Source organism: Serratia sp. GW822-FHT06D09, from assembly GCF_058799515.1.
Genome location: NZ_JBXALO010000002.1, coordinates 708,109 through 728,861, shown reverse-complemented (window position 1 = coordinate 728,861; position 20,753 = coordinate 708,109). Strand labels below are relative to the sequence as shown.

Annotated in this window: 19 protein-coding genes and 2 tRNA genes; 6 read left to right on the top strand and 15 right to left on the bottom strand. The window is 55.9% G+C overall.

What is annotated here, in order from left to right; genetic code table 11:
- Positions 1-14: 14 nt before the first annotated feature.
- From AC1RKG_RS07210 to ftnA, 4 genes are all read right to left on the bottom strand, one after another.
- Positions 15-356, bottom strand: a complete 342-nt coding sequence (locus AC1RKG_RS07210) for a YebY family protein (protein ID WP_201895383.1) — start codon at positions 354-356, stop codon at positions 15-17.
- Positions 357-425: 69 nt separating this feature from the next.
- On the bottom strand, positions 426-1,307 hold the full coding sequence (gene copD, locus AC1RKG_RS07205) for a copper homeostasis membrane protein CopD (protein WP_116690737.1): 882 nt from the start codon (positions 1,305-1,307) through the stop codon (positions 426-428).
- A 3-nt stretch (positions 1,308-1,310) separates the two neighbouring features.
- A complete protein-coding gene (gene yobA, locus AC1RKG_RS07200) occupies positions 1,311-1,694 on the bottom strand; it encodes a CopC domain-containing protein YobA (RefSeq protein ID WP_020826378.1) in 384 nt (127 codons plus the stop codon).
- Between the two features lie 315 nt (positions 1,695-2,009).
- A complete protein-coding gene (gene ftnA, locus AC1RKG_RS07195; protein ID WP_493182484.1) occupies positions 2,010-2,528 on the bottom strand; it encodes a non-heme ferritin in 519 nt (172 codons plus the stop codon).
- A 372-nt stretch (positions 2,529-2,900) separates the two neighbouring features.
- On the opposite strand from ftnA, the gene AC1RKG_RS07190 reads away from it, so the two are divergent.
- Positions 2,901-3,131: a DNA polymerase III subunit theta gene (locus AC1RKG_RS07190; RefSeq protein WP_020826376.1), complete on the top strand. Its 231-nt coding sequence runs from the start codon at positions 2,901-2,903 to the stop codon at positions 3,129-3,131.
- A 30-nt stretch (positions 3,132-3,161) separates the two neighbouring features.
- Here AC1RKG_RS07190 and pip read toward each other — a convergent pair whose 3' ends face one another.
- Together pip and dksA are read right to left on the bottom strand one after the other, a co-directional pair.
- Positions 3,162-4,115: a prolyl aminopeptidase gene (gene pip, locus AC1RKG_RS07185; RefSeq protein WP_020826375.1), complete on the bottom strand. Its 954-nt coding sequence runs from the start codon at positions 4,113-4,115 to the stop codon at positions 3,162-3,164.
- Between the two features lie 172 nt (positions 4,116-4,287).
- Positions 4,288-4,713 carry an RNA polymerase-binding protein DksA gene (gene dksA, locus AC1RKG_RS07180; RefSeq protein WP_020826374.1) on the bottom strand — a complete coding sequence of 142 codons (426 nt, stop codon included), beginning with the start codon at positions 4,711-4,713 and terminating at the stop codon, positions 4,288-4,290.
- A gap of 438 nt (positions 4,714-5,151) precedes the next feature.
- Here dksA and exoX point away from each other — a divergent pair, with 438 nt between their 5' ends.
- Entirely contained in the window at positions 5,152-5,820 is a 669-nt protein-coding gene (gene exoX / locus AC1RKG_RS07175) for an exodeoxyribonuclease X (RefSeq protein ID WP_020826373.1), read from the top strand.
- 34 nt (positions 5,821-5,854) lie between these two features.
- Here exoX and AC1RKG_RS07170 read toward each other — a convergent pair whose 3' ends face one another.
- The 6 genes from AC1RKG_RS07170 to AC1RKG_RS07145 form a co-directional block, all read right to left on the bottom strand.
- A complete protein-coding gene (locus tag AC1RKG_RS07170; protein ID WP_493182482.1) occupies positions 5,855-7,888 on the bottom strand; it encodes a S9 family peptidase in 2,034 nt (677 codons plus the stop codon).
- 68 nt (positions 7,889-7,956) lie between these two features.
- Entirely contained in the window at positions 7,957-8,610 is a 654-nt protein-coding gene (locus AC1RKG_RS07165; RefSeq protein ID WP_020826371.1) for a tellurite resistance TerB family protein, read from the bottom strand.
- A gap of 183 nt (positions 8,611-8,793) precedes the next feature.
- Entirely contained in the window at positions 8,794-9,381 is a 588-nt protein-coding gene (locus tag AC1RKG_RS07160; RefSeq protein ID WP_020826370.1) for a TorD/DmsD family molecular chaperone, read from the bottom strand.
- A 42-nt stretch (positions 9,382-9,423) separates the two neighbouring features.
- The gene (locus AC1RKG_RS07155; RefSeq protein WP_122078614.1) at positions 9,424-10,161 is read right to left on the bottom strand and encodes a phosphatase; all 738 of its coding nucleotides are present in this window, start codon (positions 10,159-10,161) and stop codon (positions 9,424-9,426) included.
- A gap of 87 nt (positions 10,162-10,248) precedes the next feature.
- Positions 10,249-11,190: a glyoxylate/hydroxypyruvate reductase GhrA gene (gene ghrA / locus AC1RKG_RS07150; RefSeq protein WP_116690741.1), complete on the bottom strand. Its 942-nt coding sequence runs from the start codon at positions 11,188-11,190 to the stop codon at positions 10,249-10,251.
- A gap of 127 nt (positions 11,191-11,317) precedes the next feature.
- Positions 11,318-12,802: a peptide MFS transporter gene (locus AC1RKG_RS07145; protein ID WP_048762105.1), complete on the bottom strand. Its 1,485-nt coding sequence runs from the start codon at positions 12,800-12,802 to the stop codon at positions 11,318-11,320.
- A gap of 431 nt (positions 12,803-13,233) precedes the next feature.
- On the opposite strand from AC1RKG_RS07145, the gene AC1RKG_RS07140 reads away from it, so the two are divergent.
- A tRNA-Ser gene (locus AC1RKG_RS07140) sits at positions 13,234-13,323 on the top strand.
- A gap of 392 nt (positions 13,324-13,715) precedes the next feature.
- Positions 13,716-13,805, top strand: a tRNA-Ser gene (locus AC1RKG_RS07135).
- A gap of 158 nt (positions 13,806-13,963) precedes the next feature.
- On the opposite strand, the gene AC1RKG_RS07130 is transcribed toward AC1RKG_RS07135, so the two are convergent.
- On the bottom strand, positions 13,964-14,320 hold the full coding sequence (locus AC1RKG_RS07130; RefSeq protein ID WP_122078607.1) for a helix-turn-helix domain-containing protein: 357 nt from the start codon (positions 14,318-14,320) through the stop codon (positions 13,964-13,966).
- A 296-nt stretch (positions 14,321-14,616) separates the two neighbouring features.
- Between AC1RKG_RS07130 and AC1RKG_RS07125 the strand changes: the two genes are divergently transcribed.
- Positions 14,617-15,804 carry an efflux RND transporter periplasmic adaptor subunit gene (locus AC1RKG_RS07125; RefSeq protein WP_020826365.1) on the top strand — a complete coding sequence of 396 codons (1,188 nt, stop codon included), beginning with the start codon at positions 14,617-14,619 and terminating at the stop codon, positions 15,802-15,804.
- 22 nt (positions 15,805-15,826) lie between these two features.
- Positions 15,827-18,970, top strand: a complete 3,144-nt coding sequence (gene sdeB / locus AC1RKG_RS07120) for a multidrug efflux RND transporter permease subunit SdeB (protein WP_116690743.1) — start codon at positions 15,827-15,829, stop codon at positions 18,968-18,970.
- A 229-nt stretch (positions 18,971-19,199) separates the two neighbouring features.
- On the opposite strand, the gene AC1RKG_RS07115 is transcribed toward sdeB, so the two are convergent.
- Positions 19,200-19,685 carry an RrF2 family transcriptional regulator gene (locus AC1RKG_RS07115; RefSeq protein WP_020826363.1) on the bottom strand — a complete coding sequence of 162 codons (486 nt, stop codon included), beginning with the start codon at positions 19,683-19,685 and terminating at the stop codon, positions 19,200-19,202.
- Positions 19,686-19,977: 292 nt separating this feature from the next.
- The gene (locus AC1RKG_RS07110; RefSeq protein WP_169534192.1) at positions 19,978-20,514 is read right to left on the bottom strand and encodes a glycine zipper 2TM domain-containing protein; all 537 of its coding nucleotides are present in this window, start codon (positions 20,512-20,514) and stop codon (positions 19,978-19,980) included.
- Between the last annotated feature and the right edge of the window lie 239 nt (positions 20,515-20,753).

Below are 20,753 nucleotides of genomic sequence, written 5' to 3'. Positions count from 1 at the left end.
TGGGGGATAAGCGATTAGCTCGCGCAGAGCTTCTCGGCGCGTTCGCGGTACGGCTCAACACTCATCTTATGGCCCGGATTGGCGGCGTCATCGAGCAGGATCACGTCCAGCGGTTGAGCGCGTTGCTGCCCTGCTTTCACCTGCGCTTCTGCGGCCGCGTTAAGCGGGTACTGCATCAGCGTGCTGTTGTTGAGCACGAACAACGCACCGCCGCTGCGGCACTGCAGCGTCACTTCTTCTTTGGTGAACGCCCACTGCTTGCCGTATTCCAGCTTGGTGATGTTCACCAGTTGGTCTGCTGCCAAAGCACCGGTCGCGGTTGCCAGCAGCGTCATGCCAAGTAATACCGATTTCATGTTATGGCCTTAGGGTTGCTATTTGATTCAATTTTCCCGCAGTTTGGGGGCATCCGGCAAGCCGGAATGTTATACCGGCGCATAGGTTGCAAATAAACTGACCAACAGCAGCACCACCGCCCCTAACCCCAACTCCGCCCAGCAGGCAAGCACCAGCCCGCGCTGCGCCAGCCGTGGCATGCTGCTCATCGCCGGGACGACGGCGTAGCGGTTGGCTAATGCCACCATAACCATCAGCGCCACCAGCGCGGTTTTAAACAGCAGCAGGCGTTGGTACGGAGAATCTACGTCCAACGGCCAACTGCCGAGAATGATCAAACTGTTGATTACGCCGGTCAGCAGCACCAGCGCCACAGCCAGGTGTCCCCAGCGCGAGAAGCGTATCAATGTGGTCACCGCGTCGCTGCGCCACTGCGGTTGGGCCAGATAGCGCAAACAGACCAGCAGCGGCAACAGGCTGCCAAACCAGTACCCGGCCGCCAGCAGGTGCAGCGCGTGATTGAAACGATGCAGTGCGCCAAGCCCCCCGCCATGCATCGCCGCATGGCCGATAAACGCCATGCTGACCAACAGCAATGTGGAAAGCAGCGCCAGCAGTTGTGTACGACGTGGCTCGGCGAGCCACAGGCTCAGCAACGCCAGCATTGAAATGCCCAGGTGCCAGCGCCAAACCTCGCCAAAGGTGGTGCCCAGTACCGCCCACCACACGTCCAGCCGCCAGGTATCTGCCCAGCCATCCCCCATCTGCCCGGCCTGAATAGCCAGCAACGCAATAGCGGAAAGCCCGGCAAGCCAGGTGCAAGAGACCAATAAAGGACGCACATCACGGGTGAGATACGGAGAAAGGCGCTGCGGCGACAATAAGGCGGTGAATAAGCTGGAGCCAAACATCAGCATCACCGCCGCAAAGTGCACAAAGCGACACAGGACAAACAGGGTCGCCAGACTCATGGGTCAGTTTACGGTGAAGCTATATTGGCCCTTGGTTTTATGACCGTCGACCGACACCACATGCCAGCTGACGTTATATTTGCCTGCCGCCAGATCGCCTTCGATAGGCAGATTGACCTGGGTATTGTTGTTCGCATCGAGCTGCAGCTTGCCGGTTTTCACTTCGGCGTTGTCTGGGCCGGTGATTTTAATGCCGCTGAAGTTGGGCTCAATACCCTCGGAGAAATTGAGCGTCAGCACCTTGGGTGCCGGACTCACGCTGGCATCTGCCGCCGGCGTTTCAACTTTTAAATGGGCATGCGCCAGTGCCTGCTGTGAGGACAGCCCGACAAACAGCACGAAAATGGTGGAAAGCAGGCGATAAGAAGTCCGAATTTTACCGATCACAGTGATATCCCTTAAAGCAATAATCGAGGGTGATAAGGAGCCAGGCTAACCGCCAGGGCGATGTATCAGCAGCCCAACCCACCGCAGATGATTGCGCCACGGGTAAACAGAATTATGGGAGTAACCCCCTGTTTTGACTCTCAACCTTCCCTGTAGCGTATCGCGTCAAATGATAACGAGTGTCATTATGCAAGTCGAGCAGAACGCTGGCATTTTGCGATCCAGTAGCACATATCGCTGTAAAACCGCGATAAATGCAGGGCATAAAAAAACCGCGCACCGGCCAACGCCGACACGCGGTTTTCTACAAAAGGATTAGGCCTGGCCGTTACCGTTTTCGCCGGCCACACCCATTTTCTTCAGATCTTTATCAATGAAGAACAGGGCATTGCCGCTGTTGCCCACCAGCGCCAGTTTATCCAGTACGGATTTGAACAGCTTCTCTTCTTCGTGCTGCTCGGCAACATACCACTGCAGGAAGTTGAAGGTTGAATAGTCATGAGCGGTCATTGCCGCGTGCGCCAGTTCATTAATCTGGCGGGTGATCAGTTGCTCATGTTCGTACGTCTGTTGGAACACCTCTGCCAGGGAACCAAACTCAACCGGCGGCGCGGCGATGGTGCCCAGCAGCGGCAGTGCACCGGTATCACTGAGGTATTCGAACAGGCGCTGCATGTGCTGCATCTCTTCCTGAGAGTGTTCTTTAAGGAATGCCGCGGCACCTTCAAAGCCTTTATCGCTGCACCAGGCACTCATTTGCAGATACAGGTTGGCAGAGTAGAACTCCAGGTTCAGTTGCTCATTCAGCTTTTTGGTCATTTCAGGCGTCAGCATAATCATTCCTTTATTTTGCAGGTATCAACTTAATTTTTCCGCATTATGCCCTGACGAAAACAAAATAAACACACCTGATTTACATCATCGATGATTTAATTTTAAATTAAAATAAAATCAAATAGTTATAAAAAATACCAATTATTCATTTAAATAATTATGATAACTATTTCCATCTGTAAATTTAATCAAAAAGCGAATCATTCTTATTTAAAATAATAAATGAATTGCATTGCTGAACGAATAATAAATAACCTTTTCCGTTACCGATTATTGGTGACCTTCCCCCCCTGCGCGCTTCAGGCTTGCCAAGCGCCGCCGGGTGGATTACCTTCTGCGCTGATCCAATGCGGTAACAGTAAGGAGAATACGGTGGGTTACAATTTGGCAGAGCTTTCCAAAGAAGAGATGGACAAAGTGAACGTTGATCTCGCAGCTTCCGGCGTGGCGTTCAAAGAGCGCTACAACATGCCGGTGATCCCCGAAATGGTTGAGCGTGAACAGCCCGAACACCTGCGTGATTATTTCCGCGAACGCGTGGCGCACTACCGTGCCGAATCGCACAAGTATTCGCGCCTGCCGTACGAACCGAAATCCAAATAATAAAAGCCCGCCGTAGTGGCGGGCTCGGTGTCATTTGCCGGCAAATTTGTCGGTCGCCAGCATTAACTGGTGCAGGATGCCGGGCTCATCGAATGAGTGTCCGGCCCCCTCAACAATATGCAGCTCCGCCTCCGGCCAAGCCTTCGCCAGATCCCAGGCGTTTTGTACCTGACAAGCCATATCGTAACGACCATGGATGATCACCGCCGGAATATGCCGGATCAGCGGAACGTTGCGCAGCAGTTGATCGTCGCTGTCCAGGAAGCCCAGATGAGTAAAGTAGTGGTTTTCGATACGGGCGAACGCCAGCGCGAAATCGTCCTCGCCAAAAGAAGCCGACTCGCTGCTGGGCAGCAAGGTCACCGTCTCCCCTTCCCACACGCTCCACAGTTTGGCCGCTTCCAGCTGCACCTGCGGATCCGTTGAGGTCAGGCGCTGGCGGTAAGAAGCAATCACGTCCTTGCGTTCTTCCTCTGAAAGAATCGACAACACACGTTCCCACTTCTCCGGGAAGAAGCGCGAAGCGCCGTCCTGATAGTACCAATGCAGCTCCTGCTTACGCAGGGTAAAGATGCCGCGCAGCACCATTTCACTGACGCGCTGCGGATGAGTCTGTGCGTAGGCCAACGCCAACGTTGAGCCCCAGGAGCCGCCAAACACCAGCCACTGATCGACACCGGCCATTTCGCGCAGCCGTTCGATGTCCTGCACCAGGTGCCAGGTGGTGTTGTTGTCCAGGCTGGCATGCGGCTTGGAACGGCCACAGCCACGCTGATCGAACAGCAATACCTTGTAGCGCTGCGGATCGAACAGTTGCCGGTGGTAAGGGGAAATGCCGCCCCCCGGCCCACCGTGAATAAAGACTGCCGGTTTACCGTTCGGGTTGCCGCTCAGTTCCCAGTAGATCCGGTGGCCATCCCCGGTGTCCAGCCAACCGCTGTCATATGCTGCTAACGGCGGGTACAAACCTCGTAATTGTTCCATGGCGCTTCCGTCTCTCTGTGGGTCATACCCTCATCAAAGCCGAAGCCACTCATTTGGTCAACGGTAAATCCTGAAAACTCCTACGCTCCCCAACAAGTTAAGGTTCGTTTGCTTAAAATGAATACGACTTGCCGGCAAAATACCGGCTGGCCGTTGGGAGCCAGCCGTAGAATCAACCTCGCTTACGCAGATGCGGTTCGCGCATTTCCTGCGCGGTTTTGGCCTCAATGCTCAGTTCCGCCGTTGGCCGCAACAGCAAGCGCGCCAGGCCAATAGGCTCTCCGCTTTCACGGCAATAACCATAGTCGCCGTTATACAAACGCGTCAGCGCCGCGCTGATTTTCGGCAGCAAACGGCTTTCGCGATCCAACTGGCGAAACAGCAATCGCAAGTCTTCTTCACGCGCGGCCTTGTCCGCTTCGTCACCTGAAACTTCACCGCTGTCGATATCCCGCTTCAACGCATCGATGTGCTGCAGCAGTTTTTGCTGCTCTTCCAGCAAGCGCTGGCGAAAAAAAGCCCGCTGCGCCGGGTTCATGTAGTCAGACTCCGGCATGGCCAGGAGCTGTTGCTGGTTTAACATGGAAACGACTGTCATGGCGCTCTCCGGTTAGGATTTAATTGTTATATTATAACATATCAAATATTTTCAGCAGCCTTTCCTGAAAAACAAAATTCAACCTATAAACAATCGATTAACTAAAACACCTGCTTTCATGCTTGCATCCGACAGGCGTAAGGGGGTTAATGGCTGAGCAACCCACCCAACCATAGGTAACTGAGAGGCCATCATGAGTAAGGGAATGGATAGCAAAAAAAATGCGAAGAAGAAGCCGTTGAAAACCCCTGCTGAAAAACGCGCAGGCAAACGCGCCAAGAAAGGGCAAACGTCCGGCGAGTAAGCGAACTTCTAACCGTAGAGTTAAACCCGCCAAGGCGGGTTTTTTGTTGCCTGAAATAACGTCCCCGCTTTCAACGGTTGGCATTGGCGTAACGGCCCGTTAAGCTAAACCTGTGCAGCCATCCTGAGGAAACCATGAATTTACGCGTAATAGACACTGAAACCTGCGGGCTGGAAGGCGGCGTGGTCGAAGTGGCCTCTGTCGATCTGATTGACGGGCAAATCACCAATCCCATGAGCGATTTGATCAGCCCTGACAGGCCAATTGGCATTGAAGCCATGGCCATTCACCACATTACCGAGCAGATGGTCGAAGGGAAACCGCGGATCGCGGTGGCGATCGGGCGTTATCTCGGCAGCCCCTACTATGTCGCTCACAATGCGGCTTTCGATCGCGGCGTACTGCCTGAAATGAACGGCGCCTGGATCTGCACCATGAAGCTGGCCCGTAACCTGTACCCGGACATCAAATACGGCAACCAATATCTGCGCTACGCGCTCAATCTGGATGTGCAATTGCCGCAGGACACGACGCTGTATCCGCACCGCGCATTGTATGACTGCTACGTGACCGCCGCGCTGCTGCAACGCATCATCAAGGATTCAGGCTGGACGCCGGAGCAAATGGCGCAAATCACCGAGCAGCCGGTGCTGTTGAAGAAGTTTAAGTTCGGAAAATACCGTGGGCAGGAAATTGATCGCATTGCGCAGGAAGATCCCGGCTATTTGCGCTGGATGCTGAAATCCATTGAAGATCTCAGCCCGGACATGAAACACACGCTGAAATACTATCTGATCGGCTGAATAAAGCGGGCAGCGCCAGCCGCCCGCCAGAAGGTTACTCCGCCAGCGCCAAAATAAAGGCGTACTCCAGCGCGATATCCTCGTAGGCCTTGAAACGCCCCGACTTGCCGCCGTGGCCGGAATCCATATCGGTATACAGCAGCAGTTGGCGGTCGTCAGTTTTCAACTCACGCAATTTTGCTACCCACTTGGCCGGTTCCCAATACTGTACCTGCGAGTCGTGCAGGCCGGTAGTGACCAGCATATGCGGGTAATCCTGCGCCTTGACCTGATCGTACGGGCTGTACTGCAAAATGTAGTCGTAATAAGCTCGTTCGTTCGGGTTGCCCCACTCGTCATATTCACCGGTGGTCAGTGGAATGGACTCGTCAAGCATGGTGGTGACAACGTCGACAAACGGCACTTGCGCCACGATGCCGTTGAACAGCTGAGGTGCCTGGTTAATCACCGCGCCCATCAGCAAGCCGCCGGCGCTGCCACCCATGGCGAATACCCGTTTGGCATCGCCGTAGCCTTGAGCAATCAAGGTTTCCGTCACGTCGATAAAGTCGTTGAAGGTATTTTGCTTGTTGAACAGCTTGCCGTCTTCGTACCACAGCTGCCCCAATTCGCCGCCGCCGCGAATGTGCGCCAGCGCAAAGACAAAACCACGATCCAACAGGCTCAAGCGGCTGGCGCTAAAGGCCGGATCCATGCTGCTGCCGTAAGAGCCGTAGCCATACACCATCAGCGGGTTGCTGCCGTGCACGAAGCTATCCGGGCGATAAACCAGCGAAACCGGCACCTCGACACCGTCGCGCGCCTTCACCCAGACTCGCTCGCTGCGGTAATTTTCCGGGGTAAAGTTTTTCACTTCCTGCTGTTTAAGCATCACACGTTCGCCGCTGTCAAGATTCAACTCATACAGCGTAGTGGGCGTGGTCATCGAGGAGTAACCATAGCGCAGCAGCTCGGTTTCCGGCTCCGGATTGTATGCCAGCCAGGTGGTGTAGGTCGGATCGTCAAAGGCAATGCGCTTCACTTCACCGCTCTGCCAGTGAATTTGTCGCAGTTGGGTCAACCCCTCGCTGCGTTCCTCTACCACCAGCCAGTCGCGGAACAGGCTAAAGCCTTCCAGCATCACTTCCACGCGGGGAGCAATCAACGTCTGCCACTGCGCTTCGTCCGCCTGCTCGCTCTGATACAGGCCGAAGTTTTTGCCGTCCTTGTTGGAACGGATGTAGAAGTGCTGGTGATAGTGATCGATACCGTATTCATGATCCTTGCGACGCGGCACAAACATCTGCGGCGTGCTGTCGGCGCGATCGGCATCCAGCAGCAGAATTTCCGAGGTGGTGGTGCTGCTCAGGTGGATCAAAATGAAACGTTCGGAGGTGGTTTTTTCCAACCCGACGTAGAAGGTGTCATCCAGCTCTTCGTAGATCAATTCATCAAGCTGCGGATCGGTACCTACCACATGGCGATAGACCTGATACGGTAACAGCGTTTTAGCGTGTTTACGCACGTAATACACGGTGGCTGAATCATTGGCCCACTCGAAGTTGCCGGAGGTGTTTTCCAGCACTTCGTCGGTCCAGCTGTCGTCGCTGAGGTTTTTGAAACGAATGTCGTATTGGCGACGGGAGAGGAAATCCTCCGCTACCGCCAGCCGTTGGTTGTCGGGGCTGACTTCCAGCCCGCCAAGGGTATAAAACTCTCGCTGCTCGGCGCGCTGGTTGCCGTCGATCAGGGGGTCCCAATGTTCGCTTTCCGTCTGCGGCTGACGCACATAAATCGCGTATTCATTGCCCGGTTCGAAGCGCGTCTGATAGCGGTAGCCGTTTCTGACATAGGGGACTGAATGTTCCTGCTGAGGAATGCGCGCCACCATTTCTTCATACAGCGTTTCGCGCAGGGCCTGCTGCGGTTTCAGCGCCGCATCGGTGAAGGCGTTTTCCGCCTGCAGGTAGTCCAACACCTGCGGGTCTGCGCGATCGTCGTCGCGCAGCCAATAGTAGTCGTCCACACGCGTGTCGCCGTGAACCGTAATGGGATAAGGACGTTTTTCTGCCTTAGGGGGGGTCATCATTGTTAAATCATCCGCTTACCTTGATTAAGGCAAGAGTGACACGATTCCCCCCGGCTTGCCAAGCGGCGCTATGCCAGCTCGCGTTTTTTCTCGTTCACGTCGTTTTCTATGCCCTGCTTGACGTCCGCCGGGATCTTCAACGACTGCGCCAGGGCATCAAGATAGCCACGCTCCATAAAGTGATCCACGTCGATCACCATGCAGCTCAGGTAATATACCTCCAGCGCTTCGTCTTCATTCTTGACGCTCTGGGCGATCAAATCCGGGTTAAGCGGCTGGTCGATCGCCTCTTGCACCCATTTTTGCGCTTCTTCACCCACCTGCAGCTGTTCCAGGCTGTGGTCGATGGCGAGCTTTTCTTCCGCATCGATATGCCCGTCGCTTTTGGCGGCAAACACCAGCGCCTGCACCAGACGTTTGGCACGCAAGTCCACCGGCGTGGTCTGCAGGCCAAACTGCGGTTCGTTCTGGTGGGTTTCTTTCACCCGTTGTTTGTACTTATTCCACAGCACTGCACCAACCGCTGCGCTGCCGCCGATAATCAACGCATTCTTACCAAATTTGCCGACCAGCTTGCGCGAAGACTTATTCGCCAGCAAAACGCCCACCAGGCCACCCAGCGCAGTCGGGGCCAGCAGCTTGCCGATACCTTCCGAACCGCCGATTGAACCGGCCTTTTGCCCAATCATCGATTGGATCTGCTGCATCCAGTTATTTTTCATGCTTTACCCTTTGCGTGAGGAAACAAGGCGTGCAGGCACAAAAAGGCCAGGCCGCCGGTAAAGCGTCAGATTAGGGGATTTTTTGTCAGTTTACGTATGGGGGATGAAAACCTGTGTAGCGGGGAACATTGATGGTGGGAAAAGGCCGACTTCGCCATCAGGCGCTAGCCGGCCACTCGCGGATTAAGGCTGTTCGCCCTCTTCGCCCGGCTGGTCTTCTTCCTGTTCGTATTCCGCCAGTTCGTCACGCATTGCCTGAATCGACTCGCGAGCCAACAGCGCCAAAGTGCGGTAAAAACCGGTGGTGGCGTGAGCTTCTACTTTGCCGAGAAAACGGCCGCACCATGGCAGCAGATAGTCGTCAAACAGCGTGATTTGCGCCTGCGCTTCGTCTTCCTGAGACTGGTCTTCCAGCCAGGAGGCCGCCAGCAACAAAGAACCGAAATGATCGGCCGGCGCTTCTCCGAGCGGCATGCCGCGCTGTTGCAGGAAAGTACGCACTTCCGCTTCGGTTGCCCCTTCAACATAGGCCGAACGGAAAGGTGACACGCTGCATTCGCTGCCGACGAACATGGCGTTGAAGTCGCTGGACAGCAGGTTCACATCACAACCCTGCTGCAGGCGTACCAAGAGTTCGTCCTGTTCCAGCGGCCAGTGCTGTTGCAGCTTGCCTTCTTTGATCAGCGTAAACAGCGGCACCAGCAACGGATCCTGCGGCTGGCGATAAAAAAGCGTACCCAGCACGCGGCAAACAACGGAAAACTCATTCATGATAATGCCTTATACAATACGGAAAAATTTGCCGGGACGATGTCACAAATCGGCCAATTCCGCAATCGCCGGCTTGCCGCGACGCTCGAGAAAATCGAGCAGGCGTCGTGGGCTCACGTTGAGAATACGCTCCTGCGGGAACTCCACCTCGGCAATGATGCGTTCGCAGTGCTCGAAACCGCCGAGCGAGAAAGCAATGTGTGAATCCGAGCCCAGCGCTAACCAGCCACCGGCATCACGAACCGCGGCGGCGATGGCCCGGCAGTTATCCTCGCTGCCCTTGCGCGAATGGGTGAACGACGAATTGTTCAGTTCCAATGCCACGTCGTATTTGGCCGCGGCGGCAGCAACAGCCGCAATATCGATCGGATATCTTGGGTTGCCAGGGTGGCTGATTATGTGCACGTCACCTTGCGCCATCGCGGCGATCATCGCTTCGGTATTGGCCGCTTTATCCTGCGGTGCAAATACCGGCTCGTGGAAACCGGCAATAATTACGTCGATTTTATCCAGCATCGGGCCGGTGCAGTCGATATCGCCCTGCAGGTTTTTGATGTTGGCCTCGATGCCGCGCAATATGCCCACGCCGTCCACCAAACGTGGCCACACGTGCATGTTCATAAAGTGCCAATAATGCGGCGCATCGGCCATATCCGGGCCATGGTCGGTGATGGCGAACAGTTTGATGCCCTTTTGCCGGGCTTCGACGATGTAGTCATGCAGCGTACTGTAGGCGTGGGTGCTGGCGACGGTGTGCATATGTAAATCAACGGGGTACATTACTTCTCCTTCTTGGCGGCCTGCCGTAAATACGGCGGCAGGCGCGGTTTATTATTCAATTAGCTTAGCAGGTGCATCACCGAAAGATCAGTAACCCAGTTGCACATCCACCACGCCAGCCGGTGTTTGGCCGGATTCAAGCGCACGGATGTTTGCCGCTATCTGATCCATCGCCGCTTCCGGCAAGGTGATGGCAGCAATATGCGGGGTAATGGTGACACGCGGATGACGCCAGAACGGATGCGCCTGTGGCAGCGGTTCGTCAACGAACACATCCAGCGTAGCGGCGGCGATTTGCCCCTGCTCCAGCGCCTGCAGTAAATCGTCCTCAACCAGATGCGCGCCACGCGCCAGATTGATCAGGTAAGCGCCAGGCGCCAGGTGCGCAAACAGTTGCTGATTGAGGATACCTGCGGTTTCCGGCGTATTGGGCAGCAGGTTGATCAGCAATTGCACGCCATCGAGAAACGCGGCGCGTTGCTCTGCACCGGCAAAACTCTGCACGCCGGCAATCTGTTTAGGGCTGCGGCTCCAGCAACGCACGTTGAAACCAAACTCCGCCAGTTTCAGCGCCACGCTTTTCCCCAACACCCCCGCCCCCAAAATGCCAATGGTGAAATTCTCCTGCTGATGGGGATCGAGCGGTTGCCACTTCTGCTGCTGTTGCAGTAACTGATATTCATCAAAACGGCGGAAATAACGCAGCACATAGCTAAGCGCATATTCCTGCATCTGTTGCGCCATGCCGGTGTCCTCAAGGCGCACCAGCGGAACGCCTGCCGGCAGAGTGCCGGGATGCTGGCGCTCTTGTTCCAGGATGGCATCAACGCCCGCTCCGAGGGCAAAAACCCCTTTTAATTTGCCGCGATTCGCCAGCATCTCATAGGGCGGCCGCCACACCAGCGCATAATCCGCCGGGCGATCGTCGCCTGGTTGCCAGGCACGTACCGTCGCCTGTGGCAGACGCTGCGACAGGCCTGTCAGCCAGTCCTGGGCGTTAAAGAAAGGGTGATAAAAAATGATGTTCATCTGTGCGGCTCCCGTCTGTTTTTATGCATTTGCATCCAGACTTCCGCGATTCGCCAGCAGATGCAAGCGCTAAAGCTCAAAATGAAAACAGCCCCGACCAGTGGGGCTGTTTTTAGACCGTGGGATCTCAGGCTGCGGCAGGAGCGTCATGCCGGATAAGCCTGCGCAACAGCGGGATCAAAATCAGCATCACCACGCCAACGCCCGCGGCGCCCCAACCCAGTACGCTGAACACCTCGCTGTAGCCAGGGTTAGTTTGCAACGGGGTACTGCCGCTGTTTTCCGGCATCAGGCCGGAGACATAGCCTGCCAGCACCGAAGCAACGCCGGTGACCATCATCCAGCAGCCCATCATGACGCCCTGATAACGCGGTGGCGCCAGTTTGCCGATCATCGCGTAACCGATAGGGGAAATCATCAGTTCGCCGATGCTCTGCAACACGTAACTGATCGCGATCCATTTGAACGCCACCAGCCCGTCGCCGCCGGCCAGACTAATGCCCAACGGCAACACCAGCATGCCCAGCCCGATGCAAAACAGCGAACCGGAGAACTGCATCGGAATATCGATATTGCAGCCGCGAGCGCGCAGGCGATTGAACCACCAGGCCATCAGCGGGCCACCCACCACGATCACCAGCGTATTAATGTTCTGGATCCACTGCGGCGCCACCTGAATGCCATAAACGTTCAGATTGATATTGTGCTCGGAGAACAGCATCAGCCCCATTGGGGCCAGCTGATACAGCGCCCAAAACACCAGAGAGCCTAATGCCAGGATCAGGTAAGCCGTCATCCGGCGACGCTCGTCACGCGGGTGGTGGCGCAACGTCACCACGCATAACATCAGGAAAATCAGTACTCCGAGGCCAATCACGAAGTGGCCGCTGAATTCGGCATGGGTCAGCATCACGCGGATAATGGGTACCAGTGCCACCAACACTGCCAGCCCGACCAGCATGCGCCAGCGGTATTGCGAACGGCTGGCATCGTGCAGCGGGGTGTTGAGATCGGCCAGAATGCGCCAGCGGCTGACGGCGACGATGATCGCCGCGGCATTGCCCAACGTGGCGAACAGGAACAGAGCGCGGTAGTTTTCGGTCAGTTGGAAATAGCCGGCCACGGTGAATCCGACAAAGAACCCCAGGTTCATCCCGGCGTAGTTCCACAAAAAGGCCGATTCGCGCCGATCGTCATCCGGTTTAAAGCGCTGGGTCAGCATCATATTAATGCAGGTGACGTTCAGCCCGCTGCCGGTCAGGAACATCGCCAGCCCCCAATAAAGCCCCCAAACGCCCGCCACGGCGATCAATGCACAACCGATCACCTGCAGCACCATGCCCAGCACGAACAGGTTGCGGTTGCTGAGGAAGCGCCCGCCCAGGTAACCGCCAAACATATGCAAACCGTAGTTGAACGCACCAAATACGCCCATCATGGCGTTGGCGCTGCCTTCGCTGAAGCCCAGGCGCTTGGTGGCGTAGAGCACCAGCGTGGAATACAGCACGGCAAAACCCAGGGTGGCAAAGATTTGGATAAAGAACAGTGCCCCGGCGCCCGGGGGGATGGCATGGCGCTGCGGCGCTGCCGTTGTGGAGTCCGATGGAGTCAAAATGAACCTCTACTGCATTATTATTTAATAGGTCAGTCCCTGTCTGCGTTATCGCCGGCGTCTTGCCCGGCAACCTGCGCGGCGGTGTGATATTCCTTGCCAAAACCGCCGTGCCTGCACCAATCTATTTAGCGACACATATGACTAATAATCCAGTATTAATGCATATAACTTCACCATGGATAATCCCACTGCTGATATATTGAGCTAACCAACACCAAAATGTACAAATATTAACCTGCAAGGCAATTTAGCCCCATGAGGGTCCAGCGGATGTGTGTAGCGCGGTGGTCGATTGCTCGGGAAATCAGCAAATTGCTGCAAGTTTAGCTAAACAATCATGGTTATGTCACAAGAGGGTTGACGCTGGGATCAGATTCTCCTACATTAGCGCCCGTCGACAGCGCAACGCGTTGGCGATGAAGTAAAACGGTGAGGTGTCTGAGTGGCTGAAGGAGCACGCCTGGAAAGTGTGTATACGCGAAAGTGTATCGAGGGTTCGAACCCCTCTCTCACCGCCATATTTTAAAGAGAAAGCCTGGATTCGCGTCCAGGCTTTTTTGCTTTTATAAAGCAGGATCCGAGAGGGTAAGAACCCTCGACAGGGTTTGACAAAACGCTACGTGTTTTGGACCGCCAAAGGCGGCCCGCAGGGTGAGCGCAGCGAATCAAGCCCTCTCTCACCGCCATCTTTTAAAGAGAAAGCCTGAACGCAAGTTCAGGCTTTTTTGTTGCCTGCGGCGCAGGAAACGCCCTGGCGAAACTGCCTGTGCGTGCGGTTCGCCGTAGTTTTCAGCAAAGCGAACACAGGTTAACCGGACGCGTCGAAACCAAGAAATTCTGCTTGACCGGATCGCCCTCTCTCCCTATAGTAGCGCCCCGTTGCACCAGTGAGTACGCAACAACAAAATACGGTGAGGTGTCTGAGTGGCTGAAGGAGCACGCCTGGAAAGTGTGTATACGCGAAAGTGTATCGAGGGTTCGAACCCCTCCCTCACCGCCATATTTTAAAGAGAAAGTCTGGATTAACCTCCAGACTTTTTTTTTGCATCTCATACCGACCGGGAGGCTGAACGCAGCGAATCAAACCCTCCCTCACCGCCCTATTTGACGAGAAAGCCTGAATGCGAGTTCAGGCTTTTTTGCTGTCTGCAATCCGCCTCAGTGCGGTCGGTTGGCCGTCATGTGCGGCTGCATTCCACCTCGGCGCCAGTCACCCGGGGTTTGGCCGTAATGGCGTTTAAAACTGCGATTGAAGGACTGTTGCGAATCGAAGCCGAGTGAGATCGCCACGCTGACGATCGGCTCGCCGCTGTTGGCCAGGCGCTCGGCTGAAAGCCTCAGCTTCTGCATACGGATATACTCCCCCAGCGCGTAGCCGGTCTGGCGCTTGAACATACGCTGCAGATGCCATTTGGAATACCCCGCGCGCCCCGCCACGGTGTTGATATCCAGCTTCTCTTCCAGATTGTTGTCAATCCACTCAATCAAATCAGTAATAAAGCCCGTGCTATTCATGCTGACGCTCCCATGACGTTGGCAGGTAAATCCGCTGCCCGATGTCATTACGTTGCAGCAGTTTCGCACTAAATGCAATTTTTATTATTGCATTTAACGGAGGGGCACTTCTATAATCCACCCAATTAATGTAACCGATATTGATACATTAATGTGACAACAATGTGTTTCAAAACCTAACCGTTGCGCCGATGACGGTGCAACCGCACTGCCGTCGGCCCCAGGCCAGAGTCGTTACCCGGATAACAGGGCCGGGTGTATGGCCTGATCGTGCTTACCCACTGGAAATAAAAAGAATGCCAAGCCAGCCAAACTCATTGTTCCCCTCTCCAGGCCGTCATAACGCCATCGGTTTCGGCGCACGCCTCTCGGCGATTGCGCTGCTGGTCACGTTGCTGGCCGGGTGTGATAACAGCGCCGCCAAGAATGCGGCCCCCCCGCCGCCTGCCGTCAGCGCCGCCGACGTGGTAATCAAACCCATCAGCCAATGGGATACCTTTAATGGCCGAATCGAAGCGGTGCAAAGCGTGCAGTTGCGTCCGCGAGTTTCCGGCTATATCGACAAGGTGAATTACACCGAAGGCGATGAAGTCAAGAAAGGTCAGGTGCTGTTTACCATAGACGATCGTACCTACCGCGCCGCGCGCGAACAGGCTCAGGCCGAACTGGTGCGGGCGCGCAACCAGGCCGCGCTGGCGCGCAGCGAATCCAGCCGTACCGAGAAGCTGATTGGCAGCCAGGCGATTTCGACCGAGGTATGGGAACAACGTCGATCCTCCGCCGCACAGGCACAGAGCAACGTTTTAGCGGCCCAGGCCCAGTTCGACATGGCACAGCTAAATCTCGACTTTACCCGAGTGATCGCCCCGATCGACGGTCGCGCCAGCCGCGCCATGATCACTGCCGGTAATCTGGTCACCGCCGGCGACAGCGCCAGCGTGCTCACCACGCTGGTCTCGCTCGATAAGGTGTATGTCTATTTCGACGTCGATGAAGCCACCTTCCTGCGGTACCAAAACGATGGCCGACGCACGGCAAAACTGCCGGTGAAGGTCGGGCTGGTGGGCGAAGACGGCTATCCGCATCAGGGCGTGGTGGATTTCACCGATAACCAACTGAACGCCGGCACCGGCACCATTCGTATGCGCGCCCTGCTGGAAAACGCCGAGCGCCGCTTTACGCCAGGGCTGTTTGCACGGGTGCAGATGCCCGGCAGCGCCGTGTTCAACGCCATGCTGATTGACGACAAGTCGGTAATGACCGATCAGGACCGCAAGTTTGTTTATATCGTCGATAAAGACGGCAAGGCGCAGCGCCGAGACATCGAGGTCGGCCGCGTGGCTGACGGACTGCGCATTGTCCGCAAAGGCCTGTCTGCGGGCGATCGGGTGATCGTCGACGGTATGCAAAAAGTGTTTATGCCGGGCATGCCGGTTGCAGCAAAAACCGTGGCGATCAACGCCGATGCTTCCGCGCTTAACTAAGCCCCAGCAGGAATTCTGAGCCATGGACTTTTCCCGTTTTTTCATCGACCGACCGATTTTTGCCGCGGTGCTGTCGATCCTGATTTTTGTCGGCGGCGTGATTGCCATCCCGCTGTTGCCGATCAGCGAGTACCCTGACGTCGTGCCGCCCAGCGTGCAGGTGCGCGCAGAATACCCGGGCGCCAACCCGAAAGAGATTGCCGAAACGGTAGCAACGCCGCTGGAAGAAGCGATCAACGGCGTCGAAAATATGATGTACATGAAATCGGTAGCCGGTTCCGACGGTGTCCTGGTAACCACCGTCACCTTCCGCCCGGGAACCGATCCAGACCAGGCACAGGTGCAGGTACAAAACCGCGTGGCGCAGGCCGAAGCGCGCCTGCCGGAGGATGTGCGTCGCCAGGGGGTAACCACCCAGAAGCAATCGCCGGCCCTGACGCTGGTGGTGCATCTGGTCTCCCCTTCCGGCAAATACGATTCACTGTACCTGCGCAACTACGCCACCCTGAAGGTCAAGGATGAGCTGGCCCGTTTGCCGGGGATCGGTCAGGTACAGATCTTCGGTGCGGGCGAATATGCGATGCGCATCTGGTTGGATCCGAACAAGGTCGCTTCACGCGGGCTGACGGCCTCTGACGTGGTTACCGCCATGCAGGAGCAAAACGTGCAGGTTTCCGCCGGCCAGTTGGGGGCGGAACCTATGCCGACCCGCAGCGATTACCTGCTGTCGATCAACGCGCAGGGCCGCCTGCAGACCGAGGAAGAGTTCGGTAATATCATTCTCAAAAGCGGCGACAACGGCGAGATCGTCCGCCTGCGTGACGTAGCACGTATTGAAATGGGTTCCGGCAGCTATGCGTTGCGTGCCCAGCTCAATAATAAAGACGCGGTCGGGATTGGTATCTTCCAGGCACCGGGTGCCAATGCCATCGAACTGTCCAATGCGGTGCGGGCCAAAATGGCCGAGCTGTCGACCCGCTTTCCGGACGGCATGAGCTGGGAATCGCCGTACGACCCTACGGTGTTCGTGCGCGATTCTATCCGCTCGGTAATAGATACCCTGCTTGAAGCGGTGCTGCTGGTGGTTCTGGTGGTCATCCTGTTCCTGCAGACCTGGCGCGCGTCGATCATCCCGCTGCTGGCGGTTCCGATCTCCATTGTCGGCACCTTTGCTGCGCTCTATCTGTTGGGTTTCTCGCTCAATACGTTGAGTTTGTTCGGGCTGGTGCTGGCCATCGGTATCGTGGTCGACGATGCCATCGTGGTGGTGGAAAACGTCGAGCGTAATATTGAAGAAGGTCTGTCGCCGCTGGCGGCAGCGCATCAGGCAATGCGCGAAGTCTCCGGCCCGATTATTGCCATCGCCGTGGTGCTGTGCGCCGTGTTCGTCCCGATGGCGTTTCTTTCCGGCGTTACCGGCCAGTTTTATAAGCAGTTTGCCGTCACTATCGCCATTTCGACCGTGATTTCCGCCATCAACTCGCTGACCCTGTCACCCGCATTGGCAGCGCTGTTGCTCAAACCGCACGGTGCGCCGAAGGACATGCCGTCACGCCTGATTGATCGGTTATTCGGTTGGCTGTTCCGCCCGTTCAACCGCTTCTTTGCCAACAGTTCGCAACGTTATCAGCGTGGGGTTTCACGTGCGTTAGGCAAGCGTGGCGCGGTATTTGTGGTGTACGTGCTGTTGCTGTGTGCCGCCGGGGTGATGTTTAAAACCGTGCCGGGCGGATTTATCCCGACTCAGGACAAACTTTACCTGATTGGCGGGGTGAAAATGCCGGAAGGTTCGTCACTGGAGCGTACCGATGCGGTGATCCGCAAGATGAGCGCTATCGGCCTGAGCGTCGACGGCGTAACCGATGCAGTCTCCTTCCCCGGTTTGAATGCGTTGCAGTTCACCAATACGCCCAACACCGGTACCGTGTTCTTTGCGCTTGAATCGTTAAGCACCCGCACCCGCAGTGCGGCGCAGATTAACGCCGAAATTAACGCCAAGATTTCACAGATCCAGGAAGGCTTCGCCTTCTCGATCATGCCACCGCCCATTCTCGGCATCGGTCAGGGCTCCGGGTATTCACTGTATATTCAGGATCGTGCCGGTCTGGGGTATGGCGCGCTGCAGACTGCGATCAATACGATGTCGGGTGCCATCATGCAAACGCCGGGCATGGGCTTCCCTATTTCGTCTTATCAGGCCAACGTGCCGCAGTTGGACGCAAAAATTGACCGTGACAAGGCCAAGGCGCAAGGCGTACCGCTTAACGCATTGTTCAGCACGCTGCAGACTTACCTTGGTTCGTCATACATCAATGACTTCAACCGCTACGGCCGCACCTGGAAAGTGATGGCCCAAGCTGATGGTCAGTTCCGCGACAGCGTGGAGGATATCGCCAACCTGCGCACCCGTAACGATAAGGGTGAAATGGTGCCGATTGGCAGCATGGTCAGCATCAGCACCACCTACGGCCCGGACCCGGTGATCCGCTACAACGGTTTCCCGGCGGCGGACCTGATTGGCGATGCCGATCCACGGGTGTTGTCATCGTCACAGGCAATGAGTGAACTGACCAGCATGGCCAATAAGCTGTTACCGAACGGTATGAACATCCAATGGACCGACCTGAGCTACCAACAGTCAACCCAGGGCAATGCGGCGATTATTGTGTTCCCGGTGGCGGTACTGCTGGCCTTCCTGGCATTGGCGGCGCTGTACGAAAGCTGGACGCTGCCGCTGGCGGTGATCCTGATCGTGCCGATGACCATGCTGTCGGCGCTGTTCGGCGTCTGGCTGACCGGCGGCGACAACAACGTGTTCGTCCAGGTAGGGTTAGTGGTATTGATGGGGCTGGCCTGTAAAAACGCCATTTTGATTGTCGAGTTCGCCCGCGAACTTGAGCTACAGGGCAGAAGCATCATGGAAGCGGCGCTGGAAGCCTGCCGTCTGCGACTGCGGCCGATCGTGATGACCTCTATCGCCTTTATCGCCGGAACCATTCCCCTGATCCTGGGGCACGGTGCCGGGGCCGAAGTGCGCGGCGTCACCGGTATTACGGTGTTTGCCGGCATGCTGGGCGTCACGCTGTTCGGGTTGTTCCTGACCCCGGTGTTCTACGTGACCCTGCGTCGTATGGTCACACGTAAGGCACGTCAGCAAACGGCCTAATCTTCCGTTTGTATCAGCCATAAAAAAGCCCGGTTTAAACACCGGGCTTAGTCTGATGACAAACACCCGAAAAATGGGATTTTCGGATGTTTGAGGTAGTTCAGAAGACATAATTCTTTGTTTTTATTCGTCCCAAGATCAGATTTTTTAACGGCAAAGGACTTTGTCAGCCATAAAAAAGCCCGGTTTAAACACCGGGCTTTTTCTTTGTTTTAGCGTTTAGCGTGATTTATTTTTCCGCTGTCTCTGCATCCTGACCGGCACGCGCCATATATTCCGCACAGGCACGCTTGTCGCCCCGCTCCAGCTCGGCCAACGCGTCGGCTACCGTATGGCGCGCCAGTACTTCCAGCGACGCTTCTTCCGCTTCGTTTACCACCGACTTGAAATACCAACAGGCATTGGCGCTGACCAGGCAGCGGGCCGGCACTTCCGGGCGGGCGGCCCAGATGCGCTTATCGTCAATCACGGACAGGTAAATATCTCGCAGGGTGATCTGCTCCACCGGGCGCCCCAGGTGAATCGAACCATTACGGCCGAGGGTAGAAACGATGATGCCATTTTTGGTCAAGGGCACCATCAGCTTGCGGATAAAACTGGGATTGGCTTCCAGACCGGCGGCAAGGACCGCGCTGGTCGAACGCACGCCCAGCTTTTCAGCCACGGCTACGCTAAGTACCATTTGCAACGCTGTCGGAAAGCGAAAATCTAACATGTTTTTATCTCTGTCTCCGGGAGACCCAATTCTCAGGTTTGGCCGGGGTGGCATCACGCCACAACACCCGCTCAATTGCACAATAATATAACAAACACTGTTGCACTATTGAAGTTATGCCCGGATAAATCGCACGGATACATTAGTGCGGGAAATAGCGTCAGTACTGGCCTGACGGCAAAACGGCGGGGAGTAAATAGACAGAAACCCGCGCCAATATTAATGCCGCTCGCTTAACTGAGTTAAACGATCAGAACTAACACTGTTCGCGGGTTTAATTCTTATCGGGCGATCAGGCTTTGTTCAGCACCAGCTGGCCGCTTTTATCCAGCGGGATCTGGGTGCCGGGATCGTGATCCATGCGGATCTTGCCCTGCTGATTACCAATCTTGTAGGTCACGTCGTAACCCAGCATTTTCTGTGATTTGTCGTAGACCGTTTTACAACGCTGCTGCGTGCTGGTGGTGGTGTCGTTATTCTGCATCGCCCCCTGCACCTGGTTACCGGCATAGCCGCCGCCCAATGCGCCGACGACCGTCGCGACGTCACGTCCACGACCCCCACCGAACTGATGACCGATGACGCCGCCGGCGACCGCACCCAGCACGGAGCCGGCAAGACGATTTTCGTCCTGTACTGGCGCACGGTGAGTGACGGTCACATTGCGACATTCCTGACGCGGGGTCTTGATGGTTTCTTTGATCGGCGTGGCAGCGAGTACCTGCGCGTATTGCGGACCGGAAGAGAAAACGTCAAGACTGGCAACCGCAGCAATACCCAGAGCGGCTGCAATACCAATACCCACACCGGCTAACATTGACTTGTTCACAGGAAATCCTCCTGAAAGTGTTACCACGCATTTGTACCGGGGATTTTACCGACATTGCACCGCGCTTATTATTTTGCGCATTGGCGGCACGTGGTATTCCGGTTTACGGCGTGCGCGACGCGCCGTCTGTAAACGAGAGAAAGTCTGCACAATGTTCCAGAACCTCGCAATAAGACAATGTGACCAAAAATGCCGGAAATCCCACTTACCCCCAGTGTTTAGGAGGATTCTTAAGACTT